This window comes from Rheinheimera marina, from assembly GCF_042654345.1.
GTDB lineage: Bacteria > Pseudomonadota > Gammaproteobacteria > Enterobacterales > Alteromonadaceae > Pararheinheimera > Pararheinheimera marina.
The window spans coordinates 461781-486439 of the sequence record NZ_JBHSGB010000010.1 but is presented as its reverse complement, the minus strand read 5'-3'; the positions used below and the strand labels follow the sequence as shown (position 1 = coordinate 486439).

The following is a 24659-nucleotide window of genomic DNA, read 5'->3' as shown; positions in this document are numbered from 1 at the left end:
GAATAAGAAACGTATTATGCCGTCAGAAATTTATGCCGGGCAAGCCGCCAGTCCGCACACCCCGATGATGCAGCAGTATCTGGGCCTGAAAAGCCAGCATCCCGACATTCTGTTATTTTACCGGATGGGCGACTTTTACGAGCTGTTTTATGACGATGCAAAAAAAGCAGCGGCTTTACTGGATATTTCTCTGACCAAACGTGGTCAGTCGGCTGGCCAGCCCATTCCTATGGCCGGAGTTCCGCATCACGCGGTAGAAGGTTATCTGGCCAAACTGGTGCAGTTGGGCGAGTCCGCCGCTATTTGCGAACAAATTGGCGACCCGGCCACCAGCAAAGGGCCGGTTGAGCGCAAAGTGGTGCGTATTGTTACGCCGGGCACTGTCACCGACGAAGCCTTGCTGCAAGAACGACAGGACAACCTGATTGCGACGGTCTACCAGCACAAACAGCAGTATGGTGTGGCCTGGCTTGACCTTGGCAGCGGCCGCTTCCTGACCAATCAGGTCGGCCATATCGACGACTTGCTGGCGCTGCTGCAACGCTTAAGCCCGGCCGAGCTGCTGTACAGTGAAGATCAGCCGTGGCCGGATACAGTGCTGCAGCGCAAAGGCACCCGTCGCCGCCCAGAATGGGAATTTGATTTACAAAGCGCCCAGCGCCTGCTGACTCAGCAATTTGGCACCCGCGATTTAACCAGCTTTGGCGTCGAAGAAGCGCCGGTTGCGCTGATGGCGGCCGGTTGCCTGATGACCTATGTCAAAGACACCCAACGCAGCCAGCTCCCGCATATTCGTGGTATTGCGCTGGAACGACATCAAGACAGTATCATTCTCGATGCGGCTACCCGCCGTAACCTGGAGCTGACCTTAAGTTTGTCCGGTCAGACTGAACACACATTAGCTGCGGTATTGGACCGCTGCCAGACCGCGATGGGCAGTCGTTTATTAAAGCGCTGGATCCACGCACCGCTGCGGGACCAAGCCCGCGTGCGGGCCCGCCACCAAGCGGTGGCCGAGCTGCAAAGCTACTATGGTGAGCTGCAGCCTCAGCTGAAACAAATCGGCGATTTGGAACGTATTGTGGCCCGTCTGGCACTGCGCTCAGCCCGCCCGCGCGACTTTGCCCGTTTGCGCTCGGCGCTGCAGCTGTTGCCAGAATTTAGCCAAAGCCTGCAGCCACTAAGCTCAGCGCTGCTTGGGCAGATTAAACTGGCCACAGTACCGCAACCCGAACTGTGCGCTTTGCTGGAGCGGGCTATCGTCGACAACCCGCCAGTGCTGATTCGGGACGGCGGCGTCATTGCCGATGGCTACCATGCTGAGCTGGACCAGTGGCGGGCATTGGCCACAGGCGCCACCGACTATCTGGAACAACTGGAGCTGCGTGAGCGCGAACGCACAGGCATTGCCTCACTGAAAGTCGGCTACAACAAAATCCATGGCTACTACATTGAAACCGGCCGTTCGGCCTCTGATCAGGTACCCGCCGACTACCAGCGCCGCCAGACCTTAAAAAACAACGAACGCTACATTATTCCGGAACTGAAGGAATACGAAGACAAGGTACTTGGCAGCCAAAGCAAAGCGCTTGCGCTGGAGAAACAGCTGTACGAGCAGTTATTTGATCAGACCGCCGCCTATCTGGATGACTTGCAAAACCTGGCGCAGGCCATTGCTGAACTGGACGTTCTGGCCAACTTTGCTGAACGGGCGCAGCAACTAAACTACTGTCAGCCGACGCTCAGCACAGAGCCGGGTATTGCTATTGAGGCGGGCCGCCACCCTGTGGTGGAACAAGTGATGACAGAGCCCTTTATCGCCAACCCGCTGCAGCTGTCGCCAGAGCGCCGCATGCTGATGATCACAGGCCCCAATATGGGCGGTAAATCCACCTATATGCGTCAGACCGCACTTATTGTGCTGATGGCCTATATTGGCTGTTTTGTGCCAGCGCAAAGCGCCTCGCTTGGCCCGGTAGACCGCATTTTTACCCGGGTTGGCGCCTCGGATGATTTGGCCTCTGGCCGCTCGACTTTTATGGTGGAAATGACCGAAACAGCCACTATTTTGCATCACGCCACGGCGCAAAGCCTGGTGCTGATGGACGAAATTGGCCGCGGCACCAGCACCTATGACGGCTTGTCGCTGGCCTGGGCCTGTGCCGAATACCTGGCGCAACAGCTCAAAGCCATGACCTTATTTGCCACCCACTACTTTGAACTGACTGAACTGGCAGGCCAACTGCCCGGCCTGGCCAATATTCATCTGGATGCGGTTGAGCATGACGAGCACATTGTGTTTATGCATCAGGTGCAGGACGGTGCAGCCAGCAAAAGTTATGGCCTGCAAGTCGCCCAGCTAGCCGGGGTGCCACGGGTAGTGATCCAAAAAGCTAAACAGAAGCTGCAACAGCTGGAGCAACAATCGGCCAGCTCAGCAGCAAGCCCGCAGCCAGCGCCGGTCCAACAGGCATTATTCAGCGAACCGGAGCCACATCCTCTGCTGGAACAACTGGAGAAACTTGACCCAGACCAGCTTAGCGCCCGCCAGGCACTGGATTTGCTCTACCGCTGGAAGAGTTTAGTGTAGGGGTGGGTCTTGACCCACCCGTTCTCTTGATCGGCCCTAAAGCCGCCCCAAGCAAAACTTGCTACACCAAGGCACCAGTGCTACCATAGCGCGCTTTTTTCCGCCAGCCTCCGGCTTGCAGAGAAAAAACCTCCCCAAAACCAGGTCGCGGGTTTTGGGATTACCTTTATTTTGGAGATTAAAATGTCTGACATTTATGTATTAAATGCCGAAGTCCGTACAGACCTGGGGAAAGGTGCGAGCCGCCGCCTGCGTCACGCGGATAAAGTACCAGCCATCATCTATGGCGGTCACCAAGAAGCGCTGTCTATCACTCTGGAACACAACAAACTGATCCAGGCTCAAGCTCACGAAGGTTTCTACACTCACATCCTGACGATCAAAGTTGGCGGTGAAGACGTAAAAGCTATCGTGAAAGCAATGCAGCGTCACCCGTTCAAGCCAAAAGTAATGCACGTTGACTTCCAACGCGTTGAAGCTGGCCATGAACTGCACACTGTGGTTCCAGTACACTTCATCAACGAAGCTGCTGCTGCGAAGAAAGGTGGTATCGTTGCTCACCACATCAACGAAATCGCTATCACTGTGCTGCCACAGAACCTGCCTGAGTTCATCGAAGTTGACCTGGCAAACGTTGAAGTAGGTCAAACTCTGCACCTGTCAGACCTGAAAGTTCCAGCCGGCGTCACTATCGCTGAACTGGCTAAAGGCGCTGGCCATGACCAAGCTGTTGTTTCTGTAAACAAACCAGCTGGTAAAGCGGAAGAAACTGCTGAGTAATGTCTGACTTTGTTCAGCTGATCGTGGGCCTGGGTAACCCAGGCCCCGAATATGAGAAGACCCGCCACAATGCCGGCCAATGGTTTGTTGAACAACTGGCCCGCCGCTATAACGTCCCGTTAAAAGCCGACCCCAAGTACCACGGACTGACCGGCAAATTTTTGCTGAACGGTCAGGAAGTGAAGTTATTGATCCCCACGACCTATATGAATGTCAGTGGAAAAGCCGTGGCCGCGATGGCGCAGTTTTTTAAGATCAATCCGGAGCAGATCCTGGTTGCGCATGACGAGATGGCGATAGCGCCAGGCGTAGCTAAATTCAAGCTGGGTGGCGGTCATGCTGGTCATAATGGTTTAAAAGACATCACCAGCAAATTAGACAATAATGCCAACTTCTACCGGCTGCGCTTAGGTATTGGCCATCCGGGCCATAAAGATTTAGTGACAGGTTATGTGTTGGGTAAAGCCCCACAAACCGAACAACGATTAATTGAGGACGCGCTGGACGAATCCCTGCGCTGCCTCGAGCTGTGGCAAAAAGACGGCCTCGTCAAAGCCCAGCACCGTTTACACAGTTTCACCGCCACGGCCTGAGGGCCCTAGGCATACAGGGCGCTGCAACACGGCGCCAACTCAGTTGTGGCTCAGCACTTAAGGAATACGTCCATGGGTTTTAAATGTGGCATCGTTGGTTTACCAAACGTCGGTAAATCCACTCTGTTCAATGCACTGACCAAAGCAGGTATTGAAGCAGCGAACTTCCCGTTTTGTACTATCGAACCAAACACAGGCGTAGTACCGGTGCCGGACCCACGTCTGAACCAGCTGGCTGCTATTGTCAACCCGCAGCGTATTCTGCCCACCACCATGGAATTCGTCGATATCGCTGGTCTGGTGAAAGGCGCATCCAAAGGTGAAGGTTTAGGCAATAAATTCCTGGCCAATATCCGTGAAACCGACGCTATCGGCCACGTGGTACGCTGCTTTGAAGATGACAACGTCATTCACGTTGCCAACAAAGTGGACCCGGCGGATGACATCGACACCATCAATATGGAACTGGTATTGGCCGATATGGACAGCGCAGAAAAAGCCATTTTCCGGGTCAGCAAAAAAGCCAAAGCCGGTGACAAAGACGCCAAAGCTGAAATCGACGTGCTGGAAAAAGTCAAAGCCCACCTGGAACAAGGCCTGACCTTACGCCAGCTGGAATTAAGCCCAGAGCAGAAAGCGCTGGTGTCTTACATGAACTTCCTGACCATCAAGCCAACCATGTACATTGCCAACGTGCTGGAAGACGGCTTTGAAAATAACCCACATTTAGACGTGGTGCGTGAAATCGCCGCTAAAGAAGGCGCTATTGTGGTGCCGGTCTGTGCGGCGATTGAATCAGAAATCTCTGAACTGGAAGACGACGAAAAAGCCGAATTCTTAGAATCCATGGGCTTAACAGAGCCAGGCTTAAACCGCGTCATTCGTGGTGGTTACTCTCTGCTGAACCTGCACACCTACTTCACCGCCGGTGTGAAAGAAGTGCGCGCCTGGACTATTCCTGTTGGCGCCACTGCACCACAAGCGGCAGGCGTGATCCACACCGACTTCGAGAAAGGTTTTATCCGCGCTCAAGTGGTGTCATTCGACGACTTTATCGCCTGTAACGGCGAAGCCGGTGCCAAAGATGCCGGTAAACTTCGGGTGGAAGGTAAAGGCTACGTCTGTAAAGACGGCGACGTGATGCACTTCCTGTTTAACGTCTAAGCCGTTTCGTTTGATAAAAAACCGGACCTCGAGTCCGGTTTTTTTGGACGGGGTCAGGTCTTGTATTTTGCATCGCGATGCAAAATACAAGACCTGACCCCTTTTAATTAGCAGCAGACCGTTGTTGCGGCAGGACGCTGCTGGCGGCTGCGCATAAACCACAGCACCAGGCCGGTCAGTGCCGTGGCAGCGCCAGCCAGTGGCACATAGTTCAGACTCAGGCCCGCTTTGATAATAGCGGCGCCCAGCACAGCACCCAGCGCATTACCGAGGTTAAAGGCTCCGATATTCATCGAGGCCGCCAGGTTTGGTGCTTCTTTGGCTTCCTGCACCACTAACGACTGCAATGGTGGCACCAAAGCGAAGCTAGCGATACCCCAGAAGAAAATCACTGGCGCAACCAGCCACATCGACGAACTGATCATGGAGAACAGTGCTAATAACATGGTCACTGCCACTAAAGACACAATCAGCGTGGCCGCCAGTGAGCGGTCAGCAAAACGGCCACCCAGCACATTGCCCGCGGCCAGACCCACGCCGTACAGCACCAGCATGCTGGTGACAAAAGCTGTCGAAGCCTGAGTTTGGTCCTGCAAAATCGGCACTATGTAGGTAAACACAGTAAACATCGAGCTGGAGCTGACCACTGTCAGCAGCAGCGCGGCCAGTACAGGCCCTTTACTCAGCACTTTCAGCTCCTGCCGCACATTGGCTTTGCCTTCATTGGCCAGTGGCGGTAATGACAGCCGCAGTGCCAGCATAGTCACCACACCAATCACAGCCATCGCAAAAAACGCCGGACGCCAGCCAATCACTTCGCCGATATAGGTCGCCAGCGGCACCCCACCAATAGTGGCAATGGTCAGGCCTGAGAACATTGCGGCAACGGCCCCTGAGCGTTTTTCTGGCGGCACTATACTCATCGCCACCACAGAACCGACACCAAAAAACGCACCATGATTAAACGAGGTGACTATCCGGCCAATCAGCAACAGATTGTAGCTGTCAGCCAAGGCCGAAATTAAATTGCCGACCGTAAAAATACCCATAGACAACAGCAATAAATTACGACGGCTCATATTGGCGAACAGCAAAGTCATCAGAGGCGCGCCGACTAACACACCAAAAGCGTAAGCGCTGATCAGCATACCCGCAGTCGGAATAGAGACCGCCAGGTCATTGGCAATCACCGTTAACATTCCCATTGGAGAGAATTCGGTGACACCTATACCAAAAGCCCCTAATGCCAGGGCCAGTAAAGGAACATTGATTTTCATACAAAGTCTCGCTAATTTGTGACGGTGCGGAATATAAACAATTCAGAAACTTTGAAAAAGCCGGATCCAGTACATTCACCTTTGCATTTAAATCACAAATGGAGCCTGGTATGAACCTTGGAAAGACGGATCGGACCGCAGAAATGCAAGCGTTTTTGTCGGTGGCCTGTACCGGCAGTTTAAGTGCGGCCGCCCGTGAATTGGACCTGACGCCCTCGGCTGTCAGCCGGATGATGACCCGACTGGAAAAACGTCTGGGAGTGCGCTTGATTGTGCGCAGTACCCGTAAACTACGGCTGACCAGTGAAGGTGAAGCCTATGCACTGGCAGCCCGGCGCATTTTAAAAGACTTAGACGATACCGAAAGTAGCATTGCCAGCCGGGGCAGTCCCAGTGGCACCATTAAAATCACCACCGCCACGGCGCATAGCCGCCTGACCATAGTGCCGCTGCTCAAAGAGTTTTTGCAGCGCTACCCGGATATCCAGATAGAAATTGACGTATCCGACCAAATCCGCGACGTGCATGCAGGGCAAGTGGATGTCGCTATCCGCTTTGGCCCTTTGCCTGATAGTGGCCTGCATGCGCGCCGTTTAGGGGATACCGGCCGGGTGGTTCTGGCTTCACCTGAGTACCTGGCCCAAGCTGGGGTGCCGCAGACGCCAGGGGATCTGGCGCAGCACAATTGCCTGGATTTCAGTTTCCGCCGGCTGGAACCTGGCTGGCCTTTTCGGGAACAGGAGCAGAACTACCTGCTGGCAGTGAAAGGCAATGTGCTGGCGAACAATGGCGAAACTTTGGTCGAGCTGGCGCTGCTGGGCATGGGGATCACTCGTGTCGGACGTTTTCATGTGCATCAGTTGCTTGCGAGCGGCCAATTGGTTGAGCTATTGGAAGACTACAACCCACAAGACAGGGAAGCCATTCATGCGGTGTTTATTGGTGGTCAGAGTATGCCAGCCCGGGTGCGGGTCTTTGTCGATTATCTGGTGGAGAAGATGACCAATGCGTCCAACACAGAAGGCGGCGCTTCACCCTAGCGCCGCCCTGCATCTGTATTAAACTGCCGCTCTGTAGTTATCCAGCATGGTGTAACTGCGGGCGTACAGCGCAAAAACCGCAGCAGCCAACAAAGCAAAACCCGCAAAGAAAAACATCAGGAAGGCGGTTTGCGACAAACCGGTGGCCGCCACATGAGATAAAACGCTTTCACTGCGAATGCTGTTGTTCGCCAGCAACACCCACAGGTTGCCGACAGTGACCGACAACTGCCAGAAACTGGTGATGGTGCCTTTCATCGCTGCCGGAGCCTGGCTGTAAGCAAACTCTAAGCCTGTGGCCGACACCAGCACTTCACCAAAGGTCAGCAGCGCATAAGGCAGCACCTGCCAGACAATGGACATCACAGTACCGCCATCCATCATCAGCTGCACGGAGCCAATCACTATCCAGGCCAGGCCAGCAAAAGCAATGCCTGCTCCCATCCGGCGCAGCGCCGTAATACGCAAACCGCCACGCTCTAACAGCGGGAATAACACTAAATGGTTAAAGGGGATCAGCAGCATCACCAGCAACGGATTCAGCGCCTGCATCATCGCTGGTTCAAACCAGTGCGGTTTGCTCATCTCATTGGCCTGTAAAATCCAGGTGGAGGCCTTTTGGTCGAACAAAGACCAGAACGGCGTCACCAGCGCAAATAAAATTAAAATACGCAAAACAGAACGCACGCCATCCACGGCAGCATCAGGGTGATGACCACGGGCACGTTCCAGTTGCAGTGCAGCTCCCGCACCACCAAAGCCCATCACCAGCACTAAAGCTAAACAGAAAGCGGCCACAAAACCCAGCGTCGGTGCCTGACTTAAACTAAATAACGCCAGCGCGCCGCCGACTAAGGCCAGATACAAACCAGGATTAGCCTGGCCTTGTTGTTTGCTGACTAAAGCAGTTTTCACCACTTTTAAAAAACTGTGTGGGTCTTTTGGCTCTGGCGGTACATGCACGTACTTGTGACGGCCGAGCCAGAAGCAAAATACCGCCAGCGCCATCAGCATACCCGGAATACCAAAAGCCCAGGCCGCGCCCAAATACTTCAGGGTCAGCGGCATCAGTAAGGACGCAAAGAAGGAGCCGAAGTTAATAGTGAAATAAAAGATATCAAAGGCTTTTTGCGCCAGCTGCTTATTGCTCTTATCAAACTGATCGCCCATAAAGGCCGACACCAGCGGCTTAATACCACCGGAGCCAAGGGCTATTAAAAACAACCCTGTGTAAAACCCCTCTTTACTATGCTCAAACAACGCCAGAAACAAATGGCCTACCACATAAATAATGCTCAGATATAAAATAGTGCGGTACTTGCCCAGCACACGGTCTGCCAGCCAGCCGCCCAATAAAGGAAAGAAGTACACGCCAATGACAAAAGAGTGAAACACGTCTTTGGCTTCACCTGAGCGCAGATGCTCTGGCACTGACAACAGCAAGGCGGTCATCAGGAATGGCGTCAGAATATTGCGCATGCCATAGAAGCTGAAGCGTTCACAGGCCTCATTGGCAATAATAAAAGGAATAGAACGCGGCCAGCGCGCTGTGATGGTACTCATGGACTTTTCTCTTTTTGGCGCCTGTAGGGCGTCTTGGTTTTTTTTACTGCACCGGATGCTATAAGAAAAATCAGCATTCACCAAAAGTTAAGCGCTCAAAGCCGTCATTTTTGCTTGTAACAGCAGCAACATGGGCAGAAAATCAGCAAACGATCGAATCAGAGCAGATTGTGGCAAAAAAACGGTTGACGCAAAAAAACCGCATGAGCATAATACGCGCCACTTGCTTAGGACGACTAAGACAACGTGGCTACATAGCTCAGCTGGTTAGAGCACAGCACTCATAATGCTGGGGTCGCAGGTTCGATTCCCGCTGTAGCCACCACTTAATCCTCGTCCAATAAGCCGATGCGGAAGTGGCGAAATTGGTAGACGCACTGGATTTAGGTTCCAGCGCCGCGAGGCGTAAGAGTTCGAGTCTCTTCTTCCGCACCAAGCAAGTAAGATTTCTGCAGTTTGCTGCAGGGGTGTAGCCAAGCGGTAAGGCAGCGGGTTTTGATCCCGCCATTCTGGGGTTCGAATCCCTGCACCCCTGCCATTTAATTAAGTGGCAGTATGGTCATCAAATCATACAAATTAGTCACCTAGTTACTGTAGGGGTGTAGCCAAGCGGTAAGGCAGCGGGTTTTGATCCCGCCATTCTGGGGTTCGAATCCCTGCACCCCTGCCATCATTAAGAACCCAGCCTTTGGCTGGGTTTTTTCTTTTCTGCTTCCCCAAAAAAGAAAAGGGGTCAGGTCTTGTATTTTGCGTTTCAATGCAAAATACAAGACCTGACCCCAATGCATTGCTTTAACAAATTATGGGTTTTTCACCGCCCATAAACTGCGACCCTGATCGGACAATACCGTGAAGGTGACTGCCCAGTTCGTGCGGCCCTGATGCCATTGCTTCGACACCACACCATCAAACTGCCCTGTCCCATCCAGCACCAGTTTTAATTGCTGATTGGAGCCAAGCAGCCAGCTGCCGGTCTGGCTGCCGCTGACTTTGCCGTCAGCACTCAGGGTAAGCGTACTGGCCGTTTTGACCGTGGCAGAAATATCTTTGCCATGGTCGATCAGCTGGTAGGTGCCGGCGACTGCGCTGCTGGCCACACTGGCATCAGCTGGCGGGGCATACCGCAGTGGCGCTACCACAGGCCAGCCCTGACTATTGATAAACATCTGGTGCACCCGCACCTCATGCTGCTCACCACGGCCAGGAAAGCGGCTGTGGAAAATCAGGAAGTACTGCTTTTTCGCTTCGTCGTACCAGGCCGAATTATGGCCTGGCGACACATAACCTGGCGCCGTTGTTTCACCAGTCAGCGCAGTAAACTGGTGGTTCCCCATCAGCTTTTCGGCATAAGGTGCGATGCTGGCGTCATCGAACAAGGCTTTGGTCGGATCGGATTTCACTGACGCCATATCATTGCCCAGCGCATCAAAATAAGGTCCTTCAGGGTTACTGGAGCGCGCCAACCGCACGTTGTAGCCACCAGCCGCGTCCAGGCCGCCGAAGGAGACAAACAGGTAGTAGTAGTCAGTGTCTGGGCTGTACAACACATAACCGCCTTCAATCCGGCTGTGATTACCACCCATTAAATGCTTGCCGTAGCCTTGATCCGGCAGCGGTAAGCCGGTCGCTTTGTCCAGCTCCATGATAAACAGGCCGCCGGAATAAGAGCCATACAGCATCCAGAGCCGGCCGTTTTTATCGAAAAATACGTCCGGGTCGACCACATTAGGATGTTTCTGCGCGTCATACACAGTGCCATCCGGGCTGGCTTCACCCCACATGCCGGACTTCAGTAAAATCTGTTTGTTCTTGTACGGCCCTTCCACTGAATCGGCTACCGCCACACCCAAGGCTGAGCGCGGCGAATCGCCTTTGCAGGCGTTGTAGTACATATAGAACTTGCCATCGGCCAGTTGAATCACATCGGTCGCCCACAAGGTGGTGGCTTCTGCCCAGTCAAAGGTTTCTTTTAATTCGGTCAGCACATTGCTGATCAGCGGGTTCGTATTGTTGACACCGTCCGCCACTTTGGTCCACTTCATCAGGTCGGTGGATTTGGCCGCCGCGAGGTGTGAGCCAAAGATATAAAACTCCGAGCCGACTTTCAGCACTGACGGGTCATGCACCGATACTTCAGTAAAGCCGGGTGCATCTGTCGGTGCTGTCGGAGTTGTTGGTGTGGTGGGTGTCGTTGGGGTTCCGCTGCCGCCGCCCGTGGTGGGTGTGGTCGAGCCACCTCCACCGCCACCACAGCCGATAAACAGGCAGGCGCTGACCGCCAGCACCAAAGGTTGGAACTTCGTCTTCATACTTATCCCCTGTCGTTTTCAAAGACGCGGCTGCTATGCTGCAGCCTGCAATTAAAGTCAGGGTAAGTATTAGATCAACTTATTTGTATTACAATACTATTTTAATAAAAATAAACAAAAGGGGTCAGGTCTTGTATTTTGCGTTTCAATGCAAAATTCAAGACCTGACCCCAAAACGAAGCTCACCAACGGTCCGGTAACTGTTGACCAAACTGCAATTCGCCGTTTGCGGAAATGGGTAACTGGCGCAGCCGGGTGTGGCGATTGCCATCAGCCAGTGGGTTGCCTTGAATGTCTTTGTAACTGCGGGCGTGGTAAAGCATCAGCCAGTGCTGACCACTTTCATCCAACACAAAGCTGTTATGACCTGGGCCAAAACGTTGCAGTTGCTCATTGCTGTAAAACACCGGTTGCGCCGCTTTGTGCCAGTGGCTCGGGTCGAGCAGGTCGGCATCAGCTGACGCCGTTAACAGGCCCATGGCATAGTTGTGGTCGGTGGCGCTGGCGGAATAGCTGATATACACCTTGCCGTGGCTTTGCAGCACAGCCGGGCCTTCATTCACTTTGTAGCCAATGCGCTCCCAGTCCAGCACGGGTTCGGTCAGCAGCACAGGGACTGTGGCCAGTTCAGTCGGGCTTTTTAGCCGCGCTATCCACAGCGCGCTGTTGTAGCTTTTTAATTTATCCTGCTGCGCCCACACCAGATAGTGTTGGCCATTGTGCTGAAAATGGGTGGCGTCCAGATTAAAACTATCCCAGGGCAATTGCAGTGGCCCCAGCTCCCGCCACTCGCCTTGCAGTGGGTTTGCTGCAGTGTTTTTCAGCACGTAAGTGCGGATATGAAAGCTTTCCTCCACCTGCCCTGCGGCAAAATAGATGTACCAGGCGCCGTTTATCCGGTGCAGTTCAGGCGCCCAGATATTCAGGCTCATCGGCCCTTTGGCTTTTTTGCGCCAGACCACTTTAGGTGTGGCCTGAGCCAAACCTTGCACCGAGCTGGCATGGCGCAGCTCAATACGGTCAAATTCTGGCACTGAGGCGGTGAAATAATAAGAATCGCCAGACTCACGGTACACCCAGGGGTCGGCCCGGTTTAGGATCAGCACTGGTGCATCGGCAGCTTGGGCTAAAACACTGCCAAACATCAACACGGCAATCAGTCCTGCAAACAACTTAGGCATTGGCAGCCTCCTCAACCTGGGCCATTAGCTTCTGCCAATGCAGTGACTGCAATGCCGATTCAGGCAAACCGTTGCTCTGGCTCTGGTACACCAGCAACGCGCCGGCCAAAGGCTCGGCGGCACGCTGCTCAGCACTGAGGCCAACATGGGCTGTAGTGACAAAAATAAGGTCCAGCTCAGGCCCACCAAAAGCGAGGCAGGTTGGCTGCGACACCGGCAATGGGTGCAGCTGCAGCAGCTCACCATTTTGCTGGTACTGCGCAAGCGCACTGCCACCCCAAAGTGCGACCCAGAGGTTGCCTTGTGCGTCTATCACTGCGCCATCCGGCTCGCCTTGTGGCACTTGAGCAAAGAGTTCGCCATCCGTGACAGCCGCGCTTGCTGCATCAAAGGCGTAGCGGCGAATGGTGCCTGTCGGAGAATCGCCGTGGTACATCACACGGCTGTCCGGGCTCCAGCATAAGGCGTTGGGAATAGCTAAACCGGCCAGAACTGCCTTAGCGCCAGTTTGGGTTAAACAATACAAAGTACCGCGCTGGCCCTGGTCCTGTTCCACCATAGTGCCAGCCCAAAACCGCCCCTGCCTGTCGACGCGGCCATCATTCATTCTGTTGTCTGGCAGCGTAAGCTCTGGCCTCGCCAGCCAACGCCGCGCTTTGGTCACAGGGTGATACAAGGCAAAACCACTGGCAAAAGCCACCAGCAGCGGAAACTCCGCAGCCAGGCTGTCGTTTTCTGACAGGTGAGCGAAACAGCTGATGCGCTCGTCCAGCTCAAATTTCTGCAGTTGCTGTGACGGCCAGCCCAGCTGATACAAGGCTTTGCCATGAATATCTGTCCACCACAGGCTCTGGCTGAGCGGATGCCAGACCACGCCTTCACCCAGCAGATTGTCCAGACGAAAGCTGGCAACTAACTTCAGCTCAGCCATGTGTTTTGCCCCGCTGTAATACTTTTTGTAATGCAATAAAACCAAACAGCAGCAGGCCAATGACAATTTTGCTCCACCAGCTGCTTAAGCTGCCATCAAAGGTGATGTAGGTTTGGATCAGCCCCATCAGCAGCACGCCAAGCACGGTGCCCAGCACAAAACCGACGCCGCCACTTAATAAAGTACCGCCAATCACCACAGCGGCAATGGCGTCCAGCTCAGTGCCCACTGCCGCCAGCGCATACCCCGAATAGGTGTACAGGCTTAACAGCAAACCTGCTGTTGCCGCCAATAAACTGGACAAGGCATACAACTGGATAGTGGTACGGGCCACCGGCACCCCCATTAACGCGGCCGATTGCGCATTGCCACCCAGTGCATAAATGCGGCCACCAAAGCGGCTTTTATGCGCCAGCAGCGCCACCAGCAACACCAGCAGTAACGCCAGCAAGGAACTAGCCCCTAACCAGCCGCCATCGGGCAGGCTCAGGCCAAATTCAGACAGCTGATCATAAAAAGGATGCTCAATCGCCACCGACTCTTCACTCAATAAAGTCGCGATACCACGGGCCAGAAACATGCCCGCCAGCGTAACAATAAAAGGCTGCAGCTGGTAATAGTGAATAAGCGCGCCCATGCCTGCACCAAAGAGCGCAGCACAGGGCAAAATCAGCGCAAAAGCCAGCAGCGGGTGCCAACCCAAAGGACCAATCAACAAAGCCGCAGCGACGCCAGACAGCGCAATCACAGAACCAACCGACAAATCGATACCACCGGATAAAATCACCAGCGTCATGCCAAGGGCTGTCACCAGCAAAAAGGCATTGTCGCTGACCAGGTTGGTCAGCACGGCCAGGCTGGCAAAGCCATCAAACTGCGCGGCTCCTACCGCAAATAACAGCAGCAACAGTACAGAGCTGACATACAAAGGCAAATAACGGGAGGTCATCACAAGGCTCCTTTGGCTTTGAAGCGGCCAGTCAGGGCACGGAGCTGAACGCGGAATAAAGGCGATTGCAGCAACAGCACCACCAAAATCACCAGGGCTTTGATCAACAAGTTAAATTTGGCCGGCAAGCCACTGACAATAATGGTGGTGCTCAGGCATTGAATAATCACAGCGCCGAGTACCGAAAGCGGCAAACTAAAGCGGCCGCCGGTCAGCGCCGCGCCACCGATCACGACGGCCAGAATGGCATCCAGCTCCAGCCATAAACCGGCGTTATTGGCGTCTGAGCCCTGAATATCGGCGGTGGCCACCACGCCAGCCACAGCAGCGCAGGCCCCGGCCAGCAGGTAGACCATCAGTTTGATTTGCCGATCCGGCAGGCCCATATAACGGCTGGCTTTGCTGTTGCAGCCCACGGCTTCAATAAAAAGCCCCAAGGCGGTTTTGCGGGTCAGCCCCTGCAGCACCACTAACATCAGCAACACTAACCAGACAGGCAGGGGCAGACCCAACCAGTCGCCTGTGCCCAACGCAGCAAAATCCGGGTTCTGAAAGGTGACAATCTGGCCCTGGTTCAACAGCTGCGCCACACCGCGCCCGGCCACCATCAGCAGCAAGGTAGCCACTATCGGCTGAATGCCCAGATACGCCACCAGCACGCCATTCAGTGCACCACACAGCAGACCCGTCGCCAGCGCAGCCAGCAACACCAGCGGCAAAGACCAACCGCTGGCCAGCAACAAGTTGGCACAGACAGCACCACAAATCGCCATCACAGCACCGACCGATAAATCAATGCCGCCTGTGGCAATCACCAGGCTCATCCCAAGCGCCAGCAGCGCCACAGGAGCGGCCCGGTTCACAATATCAATCAAAGGCCCATAGAGCCGGCCATCCTGCCACTGCAGGCTAAAAAACGCCGGGTCTATCACTAAGTTCACCAACAACAGCAAGCCCAGGGCTGCGACTGGCCACAACCACTGTTGCCAGCTTCGGGTCGAGTGGCCTTTGCTGTAACGGGCCGCTTTGGCAGCATCCAGCGGCGGCGTTTTTGTTTCATTCATGGGGCATTCTCCACTGCTCATGCCTGCGCTCCCTGCCCAACTGGCGACGTCCGCGCCGACGGTGCTATACCGGCAATAGCCGCCATAATGGCGTCGGGCCGGATTTGCTCAGCCGTCAGCTCCGCCACTTTTTGACGGTCACGCAGCACCACCACCTTATGGGCAAAAGCCACCAGCTCCTCCAGTTCTGAGGACGTCACCAGCAAGGACATACCCTGCTCGCACAACTCATGAATTAGCTGCAAAATTTCGGCATGGGCACCAATATCAATACCGCGGGTGGGTTCATCCAATAACAACAGCTCAGGTTGAACCGCCAACCAACGCGCCAGAATGACTTTTTGCTGATTACCGCCACTGAGCTGGCCTATCGGCTTGTCGGCGTCCGGCGTGGCAATCTGCAGTTTGTCGATATACAGCTGTGCGAGCTGTTGCGCTTTGTGTTTACTGATAGGGCGCCACCAGCCTTGTTTAGCCTGCAGCGCCAGCTGAATATTTTCCCGAATGGATAAAGGCGCAATAATGCCTTCGGTTTTGCGGTCTTCCGGGCACAACGCAATGCCTGCGGCGATCGCATCGGCAGGTTGCTTCAGACTGAGAGGCTGGCCTTTCCAGCGAATTTGGCCTTGCTGCAGTGGGTCTAGCCCAAACAATAAACGGCAGACTTCGGTGCGGCCCGAGCCAAGCAGCCCCGCCAGCCCTACCGCCTGACCTTTAGGTAAATCCAGATCCAGCTGCTGCACTGAAGCGGCAGCACAGGCTTGTTGGGTTTGTAGCAACGGCATGCCTAAACTGGCTTTTTCTTTGGCGGCACAGGCCTGATGCGGCACCAGTTCACGCCCCAGCATAGCGGCAATCAGCTGCGCCCTTGGCAGCGTATTTGTCATGTACTCGCCGACCAAAGCACCATTACGCAGCACAGTAATACGTTCACACAGCTGATAGACCTGATCGAGAAAATGGGTAATAAACACAATGGCCACGCCCTGCTGCTTGAGCTGATTCAACAGGCGAAACAGCTGCTGCACCTCACCGGCATCCAGGCTGGCGGTGGGTTCGTCCAGCACCAACACCCTGGCCTGTTGCGCCACACCACGGGCTATTGCCACCAACTGCTGCACCGCCATCGAATAGCAGGCCAGTGGCATGTTGACATCAATATCCAGCGCAAAACTTTGCAGCAATTCGCGCGCTTGCAAAGCCATTTGCTTGTGGTCTATCAGGCCCCAGTGTTTAGGCTCGGCGCCTAAATACAGGTTATGGGCCACCGACAGGTTCGGTAATAAATTTACCTCCTGGTACACAGTGGCAATACCAGCCTGCTGCGCATGCAAAGGGGTAGAAAAATGGCAGCTGTGGCCGCCCAGTTGCAACGCGCCGCTATCGGGCTGATACACCCCAGTCATCACTTTCACCAAAGTGGATTTACCGGCACCGTTTTCGCCCAGCAGCGCATGGGCTTCACCGGCAAAGAGCCGCAGGCCGGCGCCTTGCAGTGCTTTGACACCAGGAAAACTTTTGCAGATAGCCTTGAGTTCCAGCAGAGGCTGACTCATTGCAGCCTCCTTAGTTTAAGCGGCGTTTTTCGTATTCCGCAGCCGCAGTGTCCTGGGTAAACAGGCCACCAGTGGTGCGGATAAGCTTAGGAATGGCTTTGTCGCCGTCCAGCACTTTGCCTACCACATCAAAAGCCGGGCCTCCCAGATGCGGGTTCAGCTCGACTGTGGCATTGGCATCACCATCGGCCATGGCTTTAAAATAATCCGGCACGCCGTCCACCGACACCACCCACATATCTTTGCCTGGCGCCAGGCCCGCTTCTTTAATGGCCTGAATAGCGCCGAGCGCCATTTCATCGTTATGGGCCCACAAGGCACAAATGCCTTTGCCGCCGTTTTCAGCTTTGAGCAAAGACTCCATCACTTCTTTGCCTTTGGCGCGGGTAAATTCGGCGGTCTGGCTACGCACAATTTTGGCGTCAGGGTACTGCGCCAGCACTTCGTTAAAGCCTTTGGCGCGGTCAATAGCCGCCGTGGCCCCAACAGTGCCCTGCAGTTCGATAATGCTGCACTGGCCTTTGCTTTGCTGCATCAGCCAGCGCGCCGCGATGCGGCCCTCTTCGGTAAAATCGGAGGCAATACGGGTGACGTACAAGGAGTCGTCGTTCAGCGCCACATTGCGGTCAAGAATAATCACCGGAATACGCGCCCGCTTGGCTTCACGCAGCACTGGCATCCAGCCGGTCTCCACCACAGGAGCGAGCAAAATAGCGTCCACCCGCTGTGCGATAAAGCTTCTGACCGCTTTAATCTGGTTTTCTTGTTTTTGCTGGGCGTCGGCAAACTTCAGCTCAATGCCCCGCTTGGCGGCTTCGGCTTTGACCGATTCAGAAAACTGGGTACGCCAGCCACTTTCAGAGCCCACCTGAGCAAAACCCACAGTGGTAGCCCATGCCGTGGCGGAACAGACAGACAGCGCCAGAGCGCTCAGTACGAGTTTAAAATTCATCACAGTCTCCCCTGTTAAAACCGGCGTCTGTAAGTCTGATTATGGCGGCGCCGGTGCGATGTTAAATTGTTTAGCTGTAACCCAAACGGAACCTCGTCAGATGCCGGTAGGTCTCGCCTTTGCGCAGCAGCACAGACGGAAAGTCCGGCTGGTTTGGCGCGTCCGGGTAGCCATGCGGTTCCAGGCATAAGGCAGCGTATTGCCGGATCAGCTGGCCATTCTGGCCTGGCAACCTGCTGTCAAGAAAGTTTCCGCTGTAAAACTGAATCCCCGGCTGGTCGGTAAACAACTGCAAGGTTCGCCCCGATTGCGGGTCTCGCAAAATAGCGGCAGGTAATTCGGCACTGCGCCCTTGGTTCAGCACAAAATAATGATCATAACCACCAGGCACTAAACCAATGTCCTGCCCTATGGTTTTGCTGATACGAAAATCCATCACGTCGCTAACGGCACGAACCTCACCTGTCGGCAACTGGTCGCTGTCGAGCGCCAGATAATGCGACGCCGAGAGCCAGAGCTGCTGGGTCAGCACTGTGCTTTGCAAAGCGCCGGACAAATTCCAGTAGGCATGATTGGTCAGGCTCAGAGGTGTGTCGGCCGAACTGACAGCGCTGAAACTCAGCTGCACTTCACTCGCCAGCACTTTGTACTGCACCACAACATCCACAGCACCAGGATAGCCTTGGTCGCCGTCCGGGCTATGCAGGTGGTAGTCCACCAGCACCGCATCCGGAAGCTCTGTGGTCTGGCATGACCAAAAGCGCGAGCCAAAGCCATCGGGCCCGCCATGCAATTGTTTTTCGCCTTCATTGGCCTGCAATTCGACCCAGCCTGTTTCTGCCGGATAACGCGCCTGGCGGATCCTGTTGGCGACCCGGCCAATACAGACAGCAAAAAAATACGGGTTGCGGGCAAACTCCGCCGGGTTTTGGTAATTCTGCAACAGCTCGACTTTGCTGTTGCCATCAAATGACGGCATTTGCGCCGACCAGAAACCAGCGCCCAGGTTAGAAAAACCAAAACGGTAACCGGCCGGCGTGTCCACCCAAACCAGCTCCAGTGGCTGCTTCAGCGCAGCCACCTGCAAAGTTTCAGTCTGCAGTACAAAGCTCATGGTCAGGCCTCAACCGCCGCAGTGGTTTTGACGCCATTGATCAAACGAGGCAACTGCCATGGGTTGCTGTTTTGCAGCTCTGCAGGCAGCAGCGCTGCCGGGTAATTCTGGAAACAGATAGGCCGGACGAAACGTGCAATGGATGCAGTGCCTACCGAGGTAAAACGGGCGTCAGTCGCGGCCGGGAAAGGCCCACCATGCATCATGGCGTCACAGACTTCCACACCGGTCGGGTAGTTGTTGACCACCAGTCGGCCGACTTTTTGCCGCAGCTGTTGCACCAGCTCCGGATAAGCCGCCAGCTCGTCAGGCGCCGCCTGAATAGTGCCGGTCAGCTGCCCTCTCAAACTGCTCACCACTTGCAGCAGTTCGGCCTTGTCCTGACAGACCACCAACACCGAGGCATGACCAAAGACTTCTTCCTGCAGATGCGGGTTTGCTAAAAAGGCCTGGGCCTGCACCTTAAACAGCTGCGCTTGTGAGCAGAAACCGGCTTTACCGCCGATCGCTTCGCCAGCAGCCACCAATTCGACGCCCGCTTGCCCGGCCAGATGCGCTGTGCCTTTATGGTAAGCCGCGGCTATACCTTCGTTCAGCATCACACCGGCTGGCACTTTGGCTAAAGCTGTCGCTGCAGCGCGGCAGAACTGATCCAGCTCAGGGCCTTGCAGTGCAATCACCACCCCAGGGTTGACACAGAACTGGCCAACACCCAAGGTCAAGGAGCCCACAAAACCTGTGGCTACCGCTTCTGCGTTCTGCGCCAATGCCTGCGGCAATAACACCACAGGGTTCACACTGCCCATTTCGGCAAATACCGGGATAGGTTCTGGTCTGTTATTGGCCAGATGAAACAGCGCCATGCCGCCGGCTTGCGAGCCGGTAAAGCCAACTGCTTTAACCGCTGGAGCCAACACCAGCTCAGAACCCACTTCACGGCCAGAGCCCATAATCAGAGAAAACACCCCACCAGGTAAGGCAGCTTTTTGCACCGCTTTGGCCAGCGCCTGCGCCACCAGCTCACAAGTTCCTGGGTGGCTGTTATGGCCTTTAACCAGCACCGGACAACCTGCTGCCAATGCAGCGGCGGTGTCACCACCGGCCACCGAAAAGGCCAACGGAAAGTTACTGGCGCCAAACACCACCACAGGGCCAATGGGTTGATTGGTAAAACGGATATCTGGCCGCGGCAGCGGCTGACGATCTGGCAAGGCGGTATCGATACGGATATTCAGGTACTCGCCTTTGAGGATAGTGCTGGCGAATAAGCGCAACTGGTTGCAGGTCCGGGCGCGTTCGCCTTCTGCGCGCGCCTTGGGATAACCGGTTTCTTGCGACAAACGGTCCAGCAGCTCATCACCCAGCGCCATAATCTCGTCAGCGCAGCTGTTTAAAAAGGCAGCACGTTGGGCTAAGGAGGTAGCTGCAAAGATTGGCGCTGCAGCTTCAGCAGCGGCCACTGCAGCAGCCACCTGCACCTTGCTGGCATAACTCATCACCGGCTCAATGGCGGCAGCTGTCGCCGGATTGATGGCCTGATACTGGCCGGCTTCGCCCTGCACCCAGAGCCCGTTGATTAATTGTTTGCCGCTGATGGCCATGTTATTTCCCCTGCAACTCACTGACTACATTTAATAAAAAAGGTGGGGGCCAGCACGGCCCCTGACGCTGAACTAAATCCAGCCACCATCCACGATAAAATCCTGCGCCGAACACATAGCGCTGTCGTCCGACGCCAGAAACAGCGCCATAGCGGCAATATGCTCCGGCATCAGCCGCTGCTTCAGGCATTGGTTTTTCTCAATATCTTTGGCCGTTTCTTCATTGACCCAATGGGTCAACTGACGTGGCGTCATCACCCAGCCCGGAGTTAACGCATTGACGCGAATATTGTCGCCCCCCAAATCACGGGCCAGGCCACGGGTTAACCCAAGCACTGCGGCCTTTGAACTGGTATAACCCGGCATACCGCCCTGACTTTCATGCCAGCTCATCGAACCAAAGTTAATCACTGAGCCCCCCCCCAGTTCCAGCATCTGCGGGTACACCGCCTGAATGGCAAAGAATTTATGCCGCAGGTTCACATTGATACGCTGGTCCCAGTACTCCGGAGTGACGTCACGAAAATCATGGCGGGTGTCGCTGGCAGCGTTATTGACCAGCACGCCTATAGGGCCTAAATCCTGACGGACCTGCGCAATCACCGCTTTCAGCGCAGCAATGTCGAGCAAATCGCAGTGGTAAAACTTCAGCTGCGCCTCTGGGTAGGCAGCCTGCAGACGGTTGACCAAGGCCTCGGATTCCTGAGTCAGAATATCGACAAAGGCCACTTTGGCCTGCTGCGCCACAAAGGCCTGCACCAAAGTTTCCCCTATCCCCGAACCACCACCGGTAATAAACACGGTTTTGCCAACCAGGCTGGGGTAATTGTTGGTTAAATTCATGGTCTTGCCTCGTACAAAATAACCGGTCAGGCTGGCACCACCCACCTGACCGGTCCGGCCTCTTCTGCATCAATGTCATTGATGTTGAAGAGCTTTGCCTAAACCTTACAAATATTCGCCAGACCTAGTGCGAGTGAGCCGGTACGGCCGCACCGCGACAGCCGACCAGGAAATCAAAATCGCAGCCCTCATCGGCCTGCAATACGCGTTCACGGTACATTTCCAGATAACCACCAGTGCGGAAAATCACCTGGCTGGCTTTCAGTTTTTCCAGCCGGGCCGCCAGTTCTTCGTCCGACACTTCCAGCTGCAAAATGCCGTTGTGGGCATCCAGCTGAATCATGTCGCCGTCCTGCACCGCCGCCAGAGGACCTAACTCCATGGCTTCCGGGGTGACGTGCAACACCACAGTGCCGAAGGCGGTGCCGCTCATGCGGGCGTCCGAGATACGCACCATGTCTTTGACGCCTTGTTTCAATAACTTAGGCGGTAAGCCCATATTGCCGACTTCAGCCATGCCTGGGTAGCCTTTCGGACCACAGTTTTTCAGTACCATCACACAGCTGGCATCGATATCCAGCTCCGGGTCATTCACCCGCTGTTTGTAATGGTCAAAGTTTTCAAACACCACAGCACGGCCACGGTGTTTCAGTAAGGCTGGAGTGGCGGCAGACGGCTTCAGCACAGCGCCGCGTGGCGCCAGATTGCCACGCAGCACACAAATACCACCGCTGGCGACCAGCGGATTGTCGACCGGGCGAATCACATCATCGTTGTAGCAGGCCGCCTCTTTGACATTGTCCCAGATGCTGCGCCCGTTCACTGTCAGTGCATCTTTATTCAGCCAGTCGTTTTCACCCAGTCGACGCAGCACCGCCGGTAAACCGCCTGAGTAGTAGAATTCTTCCATCAGGTATTTACCTGACGGCTGCAGATTCACCAGAGTCGGCACCACTTTGCCGTGGTTCCAGTCGTCCAGCGACAAATCCACGCCGATACGGCCAGCAATGGCTTTTAGGTGAATCACCGCATTGGTGGAGCCACCAATGGCTGCGTTGGTACGAATGGCGTTAATAAAGGCATCGCGAGTCAGCACTTTCGACAGTTTTAAGTCTTCATGCACCATATCGACAATACGCATACCGGACAGGTGCGCCAGCACATAACGACGCGCATCCACAGCCGGAATAGCGGCATTGTGCGGCAGGCTGGTGCCCAAGGATTCAGCCATACAGGCCATGGTAGAAGCCGTACCCATGGTGTTACAGGTGCCGGCTGAGCGCGACATACTGCCTTCCATCGCCATAAATTCGTCCAGCGAAATGCGGCCGGCTTTGTATTCTTCGTGCGCCTGCCAGACCAGGGTGCCTGAGCCGACATCCTGACCATGGTGTTTGCCGTTCAGCATAGGACCACCTGTGACCACAATAGTCGGCAAGTCACAACTGGCGGCGCCCATTAGCAGTGCCGGCGTGGTTTTGTCACAACCGACCAGCAGCACCACGCCATCAATAGGGTTACCGCGAATGGCTTCTTCGGTATCCATCGCCGCCAGGTTGCGGGTCAGCATGGCCGTTGGACGTAAGTTGGATTCGCCATTGGAGAACACCGGAAACTCGACCGGAATACCACCGGCTTCGCGAATACCGTTTTTCACCCGCTCAGCGATTTGACGGAAATGCGCATTACAAGGCGTCAGTTCAGACCAGGTGTTGCAAATACCTATCACAGGTTTGTTCTGAAAATGGTGATCCGGAATGCCCTGGTTTTTCATCCAGCTGCGATACATAAAACCGTTTTTGTCGTTGGTTCCAAACCAGCTGGCAGAACGGAGCTGCACTTTTTTCTTATCGTCATTGGCCATAGCTGAATCCACTAGCAACTAATAAAATAATATTGTATTACTAATACATCAAGACAGCGTAGCTCAGCAAGGCCTGTTGAGAAAAATTTTCACCAAAGCAGTGCGTATACTGCACTTGATGATTGATTTAACTCAGATTTTTCTTTGCCCTGCCATTGTGCACCTTTTGCACTGCTGACCTGTTTTGGTTAAATTAGTCATACTATAAGATAATTTAAACAAAATCTCGACAGGGGAAAATGATGAAAAAACATCTCGCTATTACGGCATTTCTGCTGACCAGCACCAGCTTGCTGGCTGCCAACCCGTTGTTTCCTGAAGTTCGCACCGCCGACCCGGCGGCTTTAGTGGTTGGCGATACTGTGTATCTCTACGCTGGTCAGGATGAGGCCAAAGACAACAAGACATTTTTCGTGATGAACCAGTGGCTGGGTTTTTCCAGTAAAGATCTCAAAACCTGGCAACGCCATGGCCCATTGTTAAAGGCCAAAGATTTCAGCTGGGCCAAAGGCGACGCCTGGGCCTCTCAGGTCATTGAAAAAGAGGGCAAGTTCTACTGGTACGTTACAGTGCGCCACGCCAGTATCAATGGTTTTGCTATAGGGGTCGCGGTCGGCGATTCACCGCTAGGGCCTTTTAAAGATGCTCGGGGCAGCGCACTGATCACCAACGACATGACCACCGACACGGAAATTGACTGGGACGATATAGACCCGTCGGTTTTTATTGACGATGACGGCCAGGCCTATTTGTTCTGGGGCAACACCAAACCGCGTTACGCCAAGCTCAAAGCCAGTATGACCGAACTGGATGGCCCCATTCAGAAACTGGATTTACCGAATTTTACCGAAGCCATCTGGGTGCATAAAAAAGCCGACATGTACTACCTGTCCTATGCGTCTGGTTTCCCGGAAAAAATTGTCTATGCCACCAGCAAATCCATCTCAGGACCCTGGCAATACCGTGGCATTCTGAACGAAGTGGCCGGTAACTCACCAACCAACCATCAGGCCATTATTGAGTTCAAAGGTAAAGATTACTTCTTTTACCACACGGGCGCAGCGCAGCCGGATGGTGGCGAATTCCGCCGCAGTGTGGCTGTTGAGCCGCTGTATTACAATCCGGATGGCAGTATCAAGCGCATTATCATGACCAGCGAAGGGCTGGATGCTGTGCAGTAACACCCGCTTTTGCGCTGACGCCACTGCGCCTCTTTTGCACAGCAGTGGGGCTGCCGCCTCTTGACAGTGCAGCTAATTGCCCTCATATTGATCTTATTGTAATACAA

Annotated in this window: 19 protein-coding genes and 4 tRNA genes; 10 read left to right on the top strand and 13 right to left on the bottom strand. The window is 54.6% G+C overall.

The window, feature by feature from the left end; translation table 11 throughout:
• Nucleotides 1-16: 16 nt before the first annotated feature.
• The 4 genes from mutS (at nucleotide 17) to ychF (ending at nucleotide 5127) form a co-directional block, all read left to right on the top strand.
• Nucleotides 17-2590, top strand: coding sequence for a DNA mismatch repair protein MutS (gene mutS, locus ACFO3I_RS11880; RefSeq protein WP_377334198.1), 2574 nt, complete (start codon nucleotides 17-19; stop codon nucleotides 2588-2590).
• A gap of 171 nt (nucleotides 2591-2761) precedes the next feature.
• The gene (locus ACFO3I_RS11875) at nucleotides 2762-3370 is read left to right on the top strand and encodes a 50S ribosomal protein L25/general stress protein Ctc (protein WP_377334197.1); all 609 of its coding nucleotides are present in this window, start codon (nucleotides 2762-2764) and stop codon (nucleotides 3368-3370) included.
• The gene (gene pth, locus ACFO3I_RS11870) at nucleotides 3370-3963 is read left to right on the top strand and encodes an aminoacyl-tRNA hydrolase (protein ID WP_377334196.1); all 594 of its coding nucleotides are present in this window, start codon (nucleotides 3370-3372) and stop codon (nucleotides 3961-3963) included. Before ACFO3I_RS11875 ends, pth begins: the two co-directional genes overlap by 1 nt.
• A 72-nt stretch (nucleotides 3964-4035) precedes the next feature.
• Entirely contained in the window at nucleotides 4036-5127 is a 1092-nt protein-coding gene (ychF, locus tag ACFO3I_RS11865; RefSeq protein WP_377334195.1) for a redox-regulated ATPase YchF, read from the top strand.
• A 107-nt stretch (nucleotides 5128-5234) separates the two neighbouring features.
• Here the strand turns inward: ychF and ACFO3I_RS11860 are convergent, their stop codons facing one another.
• The gene (locus ACFO3I_RS11860; protein ID WP_377334194.1) at nucleotides 5235-6404 is read right to left on the bottom strand and encodes an MFS transporter; all 1170 of its coding nucleotides are present in this window, start codon (nucleotides 6402-6404) and stop codon (nucleotides 5235-5237) included.
• A gap of 110 nt (nucleotides 6405-6514) precedes the next feature.
• On the opposite strand from ACFO3I_RS11860, the gene ACFO3I_RS11855 reads away from it, so the two are divergent.
• A complete protein-coding gene (locus ACFO3I_RS11855; protein WP_377334193.1) occupies nucleotides 6515-7444 on the top strand; it encodes a LysR family transcriptional regulator in 930 nt (309 codons plus the stop codon).
• Between the two features lie 18 nt (nucleotides 7445-7462).
• On the opposite strand, the gene ACFO3I_RS11850 is transcribed toward ACFO3I_RS11855, so the two are convergent.
• The gene (locus ACFO3I_RS11850) at nucleotides 7463-9007 is read right to left on the bottom strand and encodes a POT-type proton-dependent oligopeptide transporter (protein WP_377334192.1); all 1545 of its coding nucleotides are present in this window, start codon (nucleotides 9005-9007) and stop codon (nucleotides 7463-7465) included.
• 248 nt (nucleotides 9008-9255) lie between these two features.
• Here ACFO3I_RS11850 and ACFO3I_RS11845 point away from each other — a divergent pair.
• The 4 genes from ACFO3I_RS11845 to ACFO3I_RS11830 all read left to right on the top strand — a co-directional run bounded on the left by ACFO3I_RS11845 (nucleotide 9256) and on the right by ACFO3I_RS11830 (nucleotide 9677).
• A tRNA-Met gene (locus ACFO3I_RS11845) sits at nucleotides 9256-9332 on the top strand.
• A gap of 25 nt (nucleotides 9333-9357) precedes the next feature.
• A tRNA-Leu gene (locus ACFO3I_RS11840) sits at nucleotides 9358-9442 on the top strand.
• Between the two features lie 28 nt (nucleotides 9443-9470).
• A tRNA-Gln gene (locus ACFO3I_RS11835) sits at nucleotides 9471-9545 on the top strand.
• Nucleotides 9546-9602: 57 nt separating this feature from the next.
• A tRNA-Gln gene (locus tag ACFO3I_RS11830) sits at nucleotides 9603-9677 on the top strand.
• 130 nt (nucleotides 9678-9807) lie between these two features.
• Here the strand turns inward: ACFO3I_RS11830 and ACFO3I_RS11825 are convergent.
• From ACFO3I_RS11825 to ACFO3I_RS11775, 11 genes are all read right to left on the bottom strand, one after another.
• Entirely contained in the window at nucleotides 9808-11316 is a 1509-nt protein-coding gene (locus tag ACFO3I_RS11825) for a glycoside hydrolase family 43 protein (RefSeq protein ID WP_377334191.1), read from the bottom strand.
• A gap of 182 nt (nucleotides 11317-11498) precedes the next feature.
• Nucleotides 11499-12497: a glycoside hydrolase family 43 protein gene (locus ACFO3I_RS11820; protein WP_377334190.1), complete on the bottom strand. Its 999-nt coding sequence runs from the start codon at nucleotides 12495-12497 to the stop codon at nucleotides 11499-11501.
• Complete coding sequence (locus ACFO3I_RS11815) at nucleotides 12490-13428, bottom strand: SMP-30/gluconolactonase/LRE family protein (protein WP_377334189.1); 939 nt, start codon at nucleotides 13426-13428, stop codon at nucleotides 12490-12492. The genes ACFO3I_RS11820 and ACFO3I_RS11815 overlap by 8 nt, the downstream gene beginning before the upstream one ends.
• Entirely contained in the window at nucleotides 13421-14377 is a 957-nt protein-coding gene (yjfF, locus tag ACFO3I_RS11810; RefSeq protein WP_377334188.1) for a galactofuranose ABC transporter, permease protein YjfF, read from the bottom strand. Before yjfF ends, ACFO3I_RS11815 begins: the two co-directional genes overlap by 8 nt.
• A complete protein-coding gene (locus ACFO3I_RS11805; protein WP_377334187.1) occupies nucleotides 14377-15441 on the bottom strand; it encodes an ABC transporter permease in 1065 nt (354 codons plus the stop codon). The genes yjfF and ACFO3I_RS11805 overlap by 1 nt, the downstream gene beginning before the upstream one ends.
• Nucleotides 15442-15458: 17 nt before the next feature.
• Nucleotides 15459-16997, bottom strand: coding sequence for a sugar ABC transporter ATP-binding protein (locus ACFO3I_RS11800; protein WP_377334186.1), 1539 nt, complete (start codon nucleotides 16995-16997; stop codon nucleotides 15459-15461).
• A gap of 10 nt (nucleotides 16998-17007) precedes the next feature.
• A complete protein-coding gene (locus ACFO3I_RS11795; RefSeq protein WP_377334185.1) occupies nucleotides 17008-17949 on the bottom strand; it encodes an ABC transporter substrate-binding protein in 942 nt (313 codons plus the stop codon).
• Nucleotides 17950-18019: 70 nt separating this feature from the next.
• Entirely contained in the window at nucleotides 18020-19063 is a 1044-nt protein-coding gene (locus ACFO3I_RS11790; protein WP_377334184.1) for an aldose epimerase family protein, read from the bottom strand.
• Nucleotides 19064-19065: 2 nt separating this feature from the next.
• The gene (locus tag ACFO3I_RS11785; protein ID WP_377334183.1) at nucleotides 19066-20664 is read right to left on the bottom strand and encodes an aldehyde dehydrogenase (NADP(+)); all 1599 of its coding nucleotides are present in this window, start codon (nucleotides 20662-20664) and stop codon (nucleotides 19066-19068) included.
• Nucleotides 20665-20736: 72 nt separating this feature from the next.
• On the bottom strand, nucleotides 20737-21507 hold the full coding sequence (locus ACFO3I_RS11780; protein ID WP_377334182.1) for an SDR family NAD(P)-dependent oxidoreductase: 771 nt from the start codon (nucleotides 21505-21507) through the stop codon (nucleotides 20737-20739).
• A 124-nt stretch (nucleotides 21508-21631) separates the two neighbouring features.
• On the bottom strand, nucleotides 21632-23371 hold the full coding sequence (locus ACFO3I_RS11775; protein WP_377334181.1) for an IlvD/Edd family dehydratase: 1740 nt from the start codon (nucleotides 23369-23371) through the stop codon (nucleotides 21632-21634).
• 242 nt (nucleotides 23372-23613) lie between these two features.
• Here ACFO3I_RS11775 and ACFO3I_RS11770 point away from each other — a divergent pair, with 242 nt between their 5' ends.
• The gene (locus tag ACFO3I_RS11770) at nucleotides 23614-24552 is read left to right on the top strand and encodes a glycoside hydrolase family 43 protein (protein WP_377334180.1); all 939 of its coding nucleotides are present in this window, start codon (nucleotides 23614-23616) and stop codon (nucleotides 24550-24552) included.
• Nucleotides 24553-24659: the final 107 nt, after the last annotated feature.

Excerpts from the sequence above, each read along its gene's own strand:
- mutS (WP_377334198.1), top strand. The coding sequence starts at position 17 with ATGCCGTCAGAAATTTATGCCGGGCAAGCCGCCAGTCCGCACACCCCG.
- pth (WP_377334196.1), top strand. The coding sequence starts at position 3,370 with ATGTCTGACTTTGTTCAGCTGATCGTGGGCCTGGGTAACCCAGGCCCC.
- ychF (WP_377334195.1), top strand. The coding sequence starts at position 4,036 with ATGGGTTTTAAATGTGGCATCGTTGGTTTACCAAACGTCGGTAAATCC.
- ACFO3I_RS11860 (WP_377334194.1), bottom strand. The coding sequence starts at position 6,404 with ATGAAAATCAATGTTCCTTTACTGGCCCTGGCATTAGGGGCTTTTGGT.
- ACFO3I_RS11855 (WP_377334193.1), top strand. The coding sequence starts at position 6,515 with ATGAACCTTGGAAAGACGGATCGGACCGCAGAAATGCAAGCGTTTTTG.
- ACFO3I_RS11850 (WP_377334192.1), bottom strand. The coding sequence starts at position 9,007 with ATGAGTACCATCACAGCGCGCTGGCCGCGTTCTATTCCTTTTATTATT.
- ACFO3I_RS11825 (WP_377334191.1), bottom strand. The coding sequence starts at position 11,316 with ATGAAGACGAAGTTCCAACCTTTGGTGCTGGCGGTCAGCGCCTGCCTG.
- ACFO3I_RS11820 (WP_377334190.1), bottom strand. The coding sequence starts at position 12,497 with ATGCCTAAGTTGTTTGCAGGACTGATTGCCGTGTTGATGTTTGGCAGT.
- ACFO3I_RS11815 (WP_377334189.1), bottom strand. The coding sequence starts at position 13,428 with ATGGCTGAGCTGAAGTTAGTTGCCAGCTTTCGTCTGGACAATCTGCTG.
- yjfF (WP_377334188.1), bottom strand. The coding sequence starts at position 14,377 with ATGACCTCCCGTTATTTGCCTTTGTATGTCAGCTCTGTACTGTTGCTG.
- ACFO3I_RS11805 (WP_377334187.1), bottom strand. The coding sequence starts at position 15,441 with ATGAATGAAACAAAAACGCCGCCGCTGGATGCTGCCAAAGCGGCCCGT.
- ACFO3I_RS11800 (WP_377334186.1), bottom strand. The coding sequence starts at position 16,997 with ATGAGTCAGCCTCTGCTGGAACTCAAGGCTATCTGCAAAAGTTTTCCT.
- ACFO3I_RS11795 (WP_377334185.1), bottom strand. The coding sequence starts at position 17,949 with ATGAATTTTAAACTCGTACTGAGCGCTCTGGCGCTGTCTGTCTGTTCC.
- ACFO3I_RS11790 (WP_377334184.1), bottom strand. The coding sequence starts at position 19,063 with ATGAGCTTTGTACTGCAGACTGAAACTTTGCAGGTGGCTGCGCTGAAG.
- ACFO3I_RS11785 (WP_377334183.1), bottom strand. The coding sequence starts at position 20,664 with ATGGCCATCAGCGGCAAACAATTAATCAACGGGCTCTGGGTGCAGGGC.
- ACFO3I_RS11780 (WP_377334182.1), bottom strand. The coding sequence starts at position 21,507 with ATGAATTTAACCAACAATTACCCCAGCCTGGTTGGCAAAACCGTGTTT.
- ACFO3I_RS11775 (WP_377334181.1), bottom strand. The coding sequence starts at position 23,371 with ATGGCCAATGACGATAAGAAAAAAGTGCAGCTCCGTTCTGCCAGCTGG.
- ACFO3I_RS11770 (WP_377334180.1), top strand. The coding sequence starts at position 23,614 with ATGAAAAAACATCTCGCTATTACGGCATTTCTGCTGACCAGCACCAGC.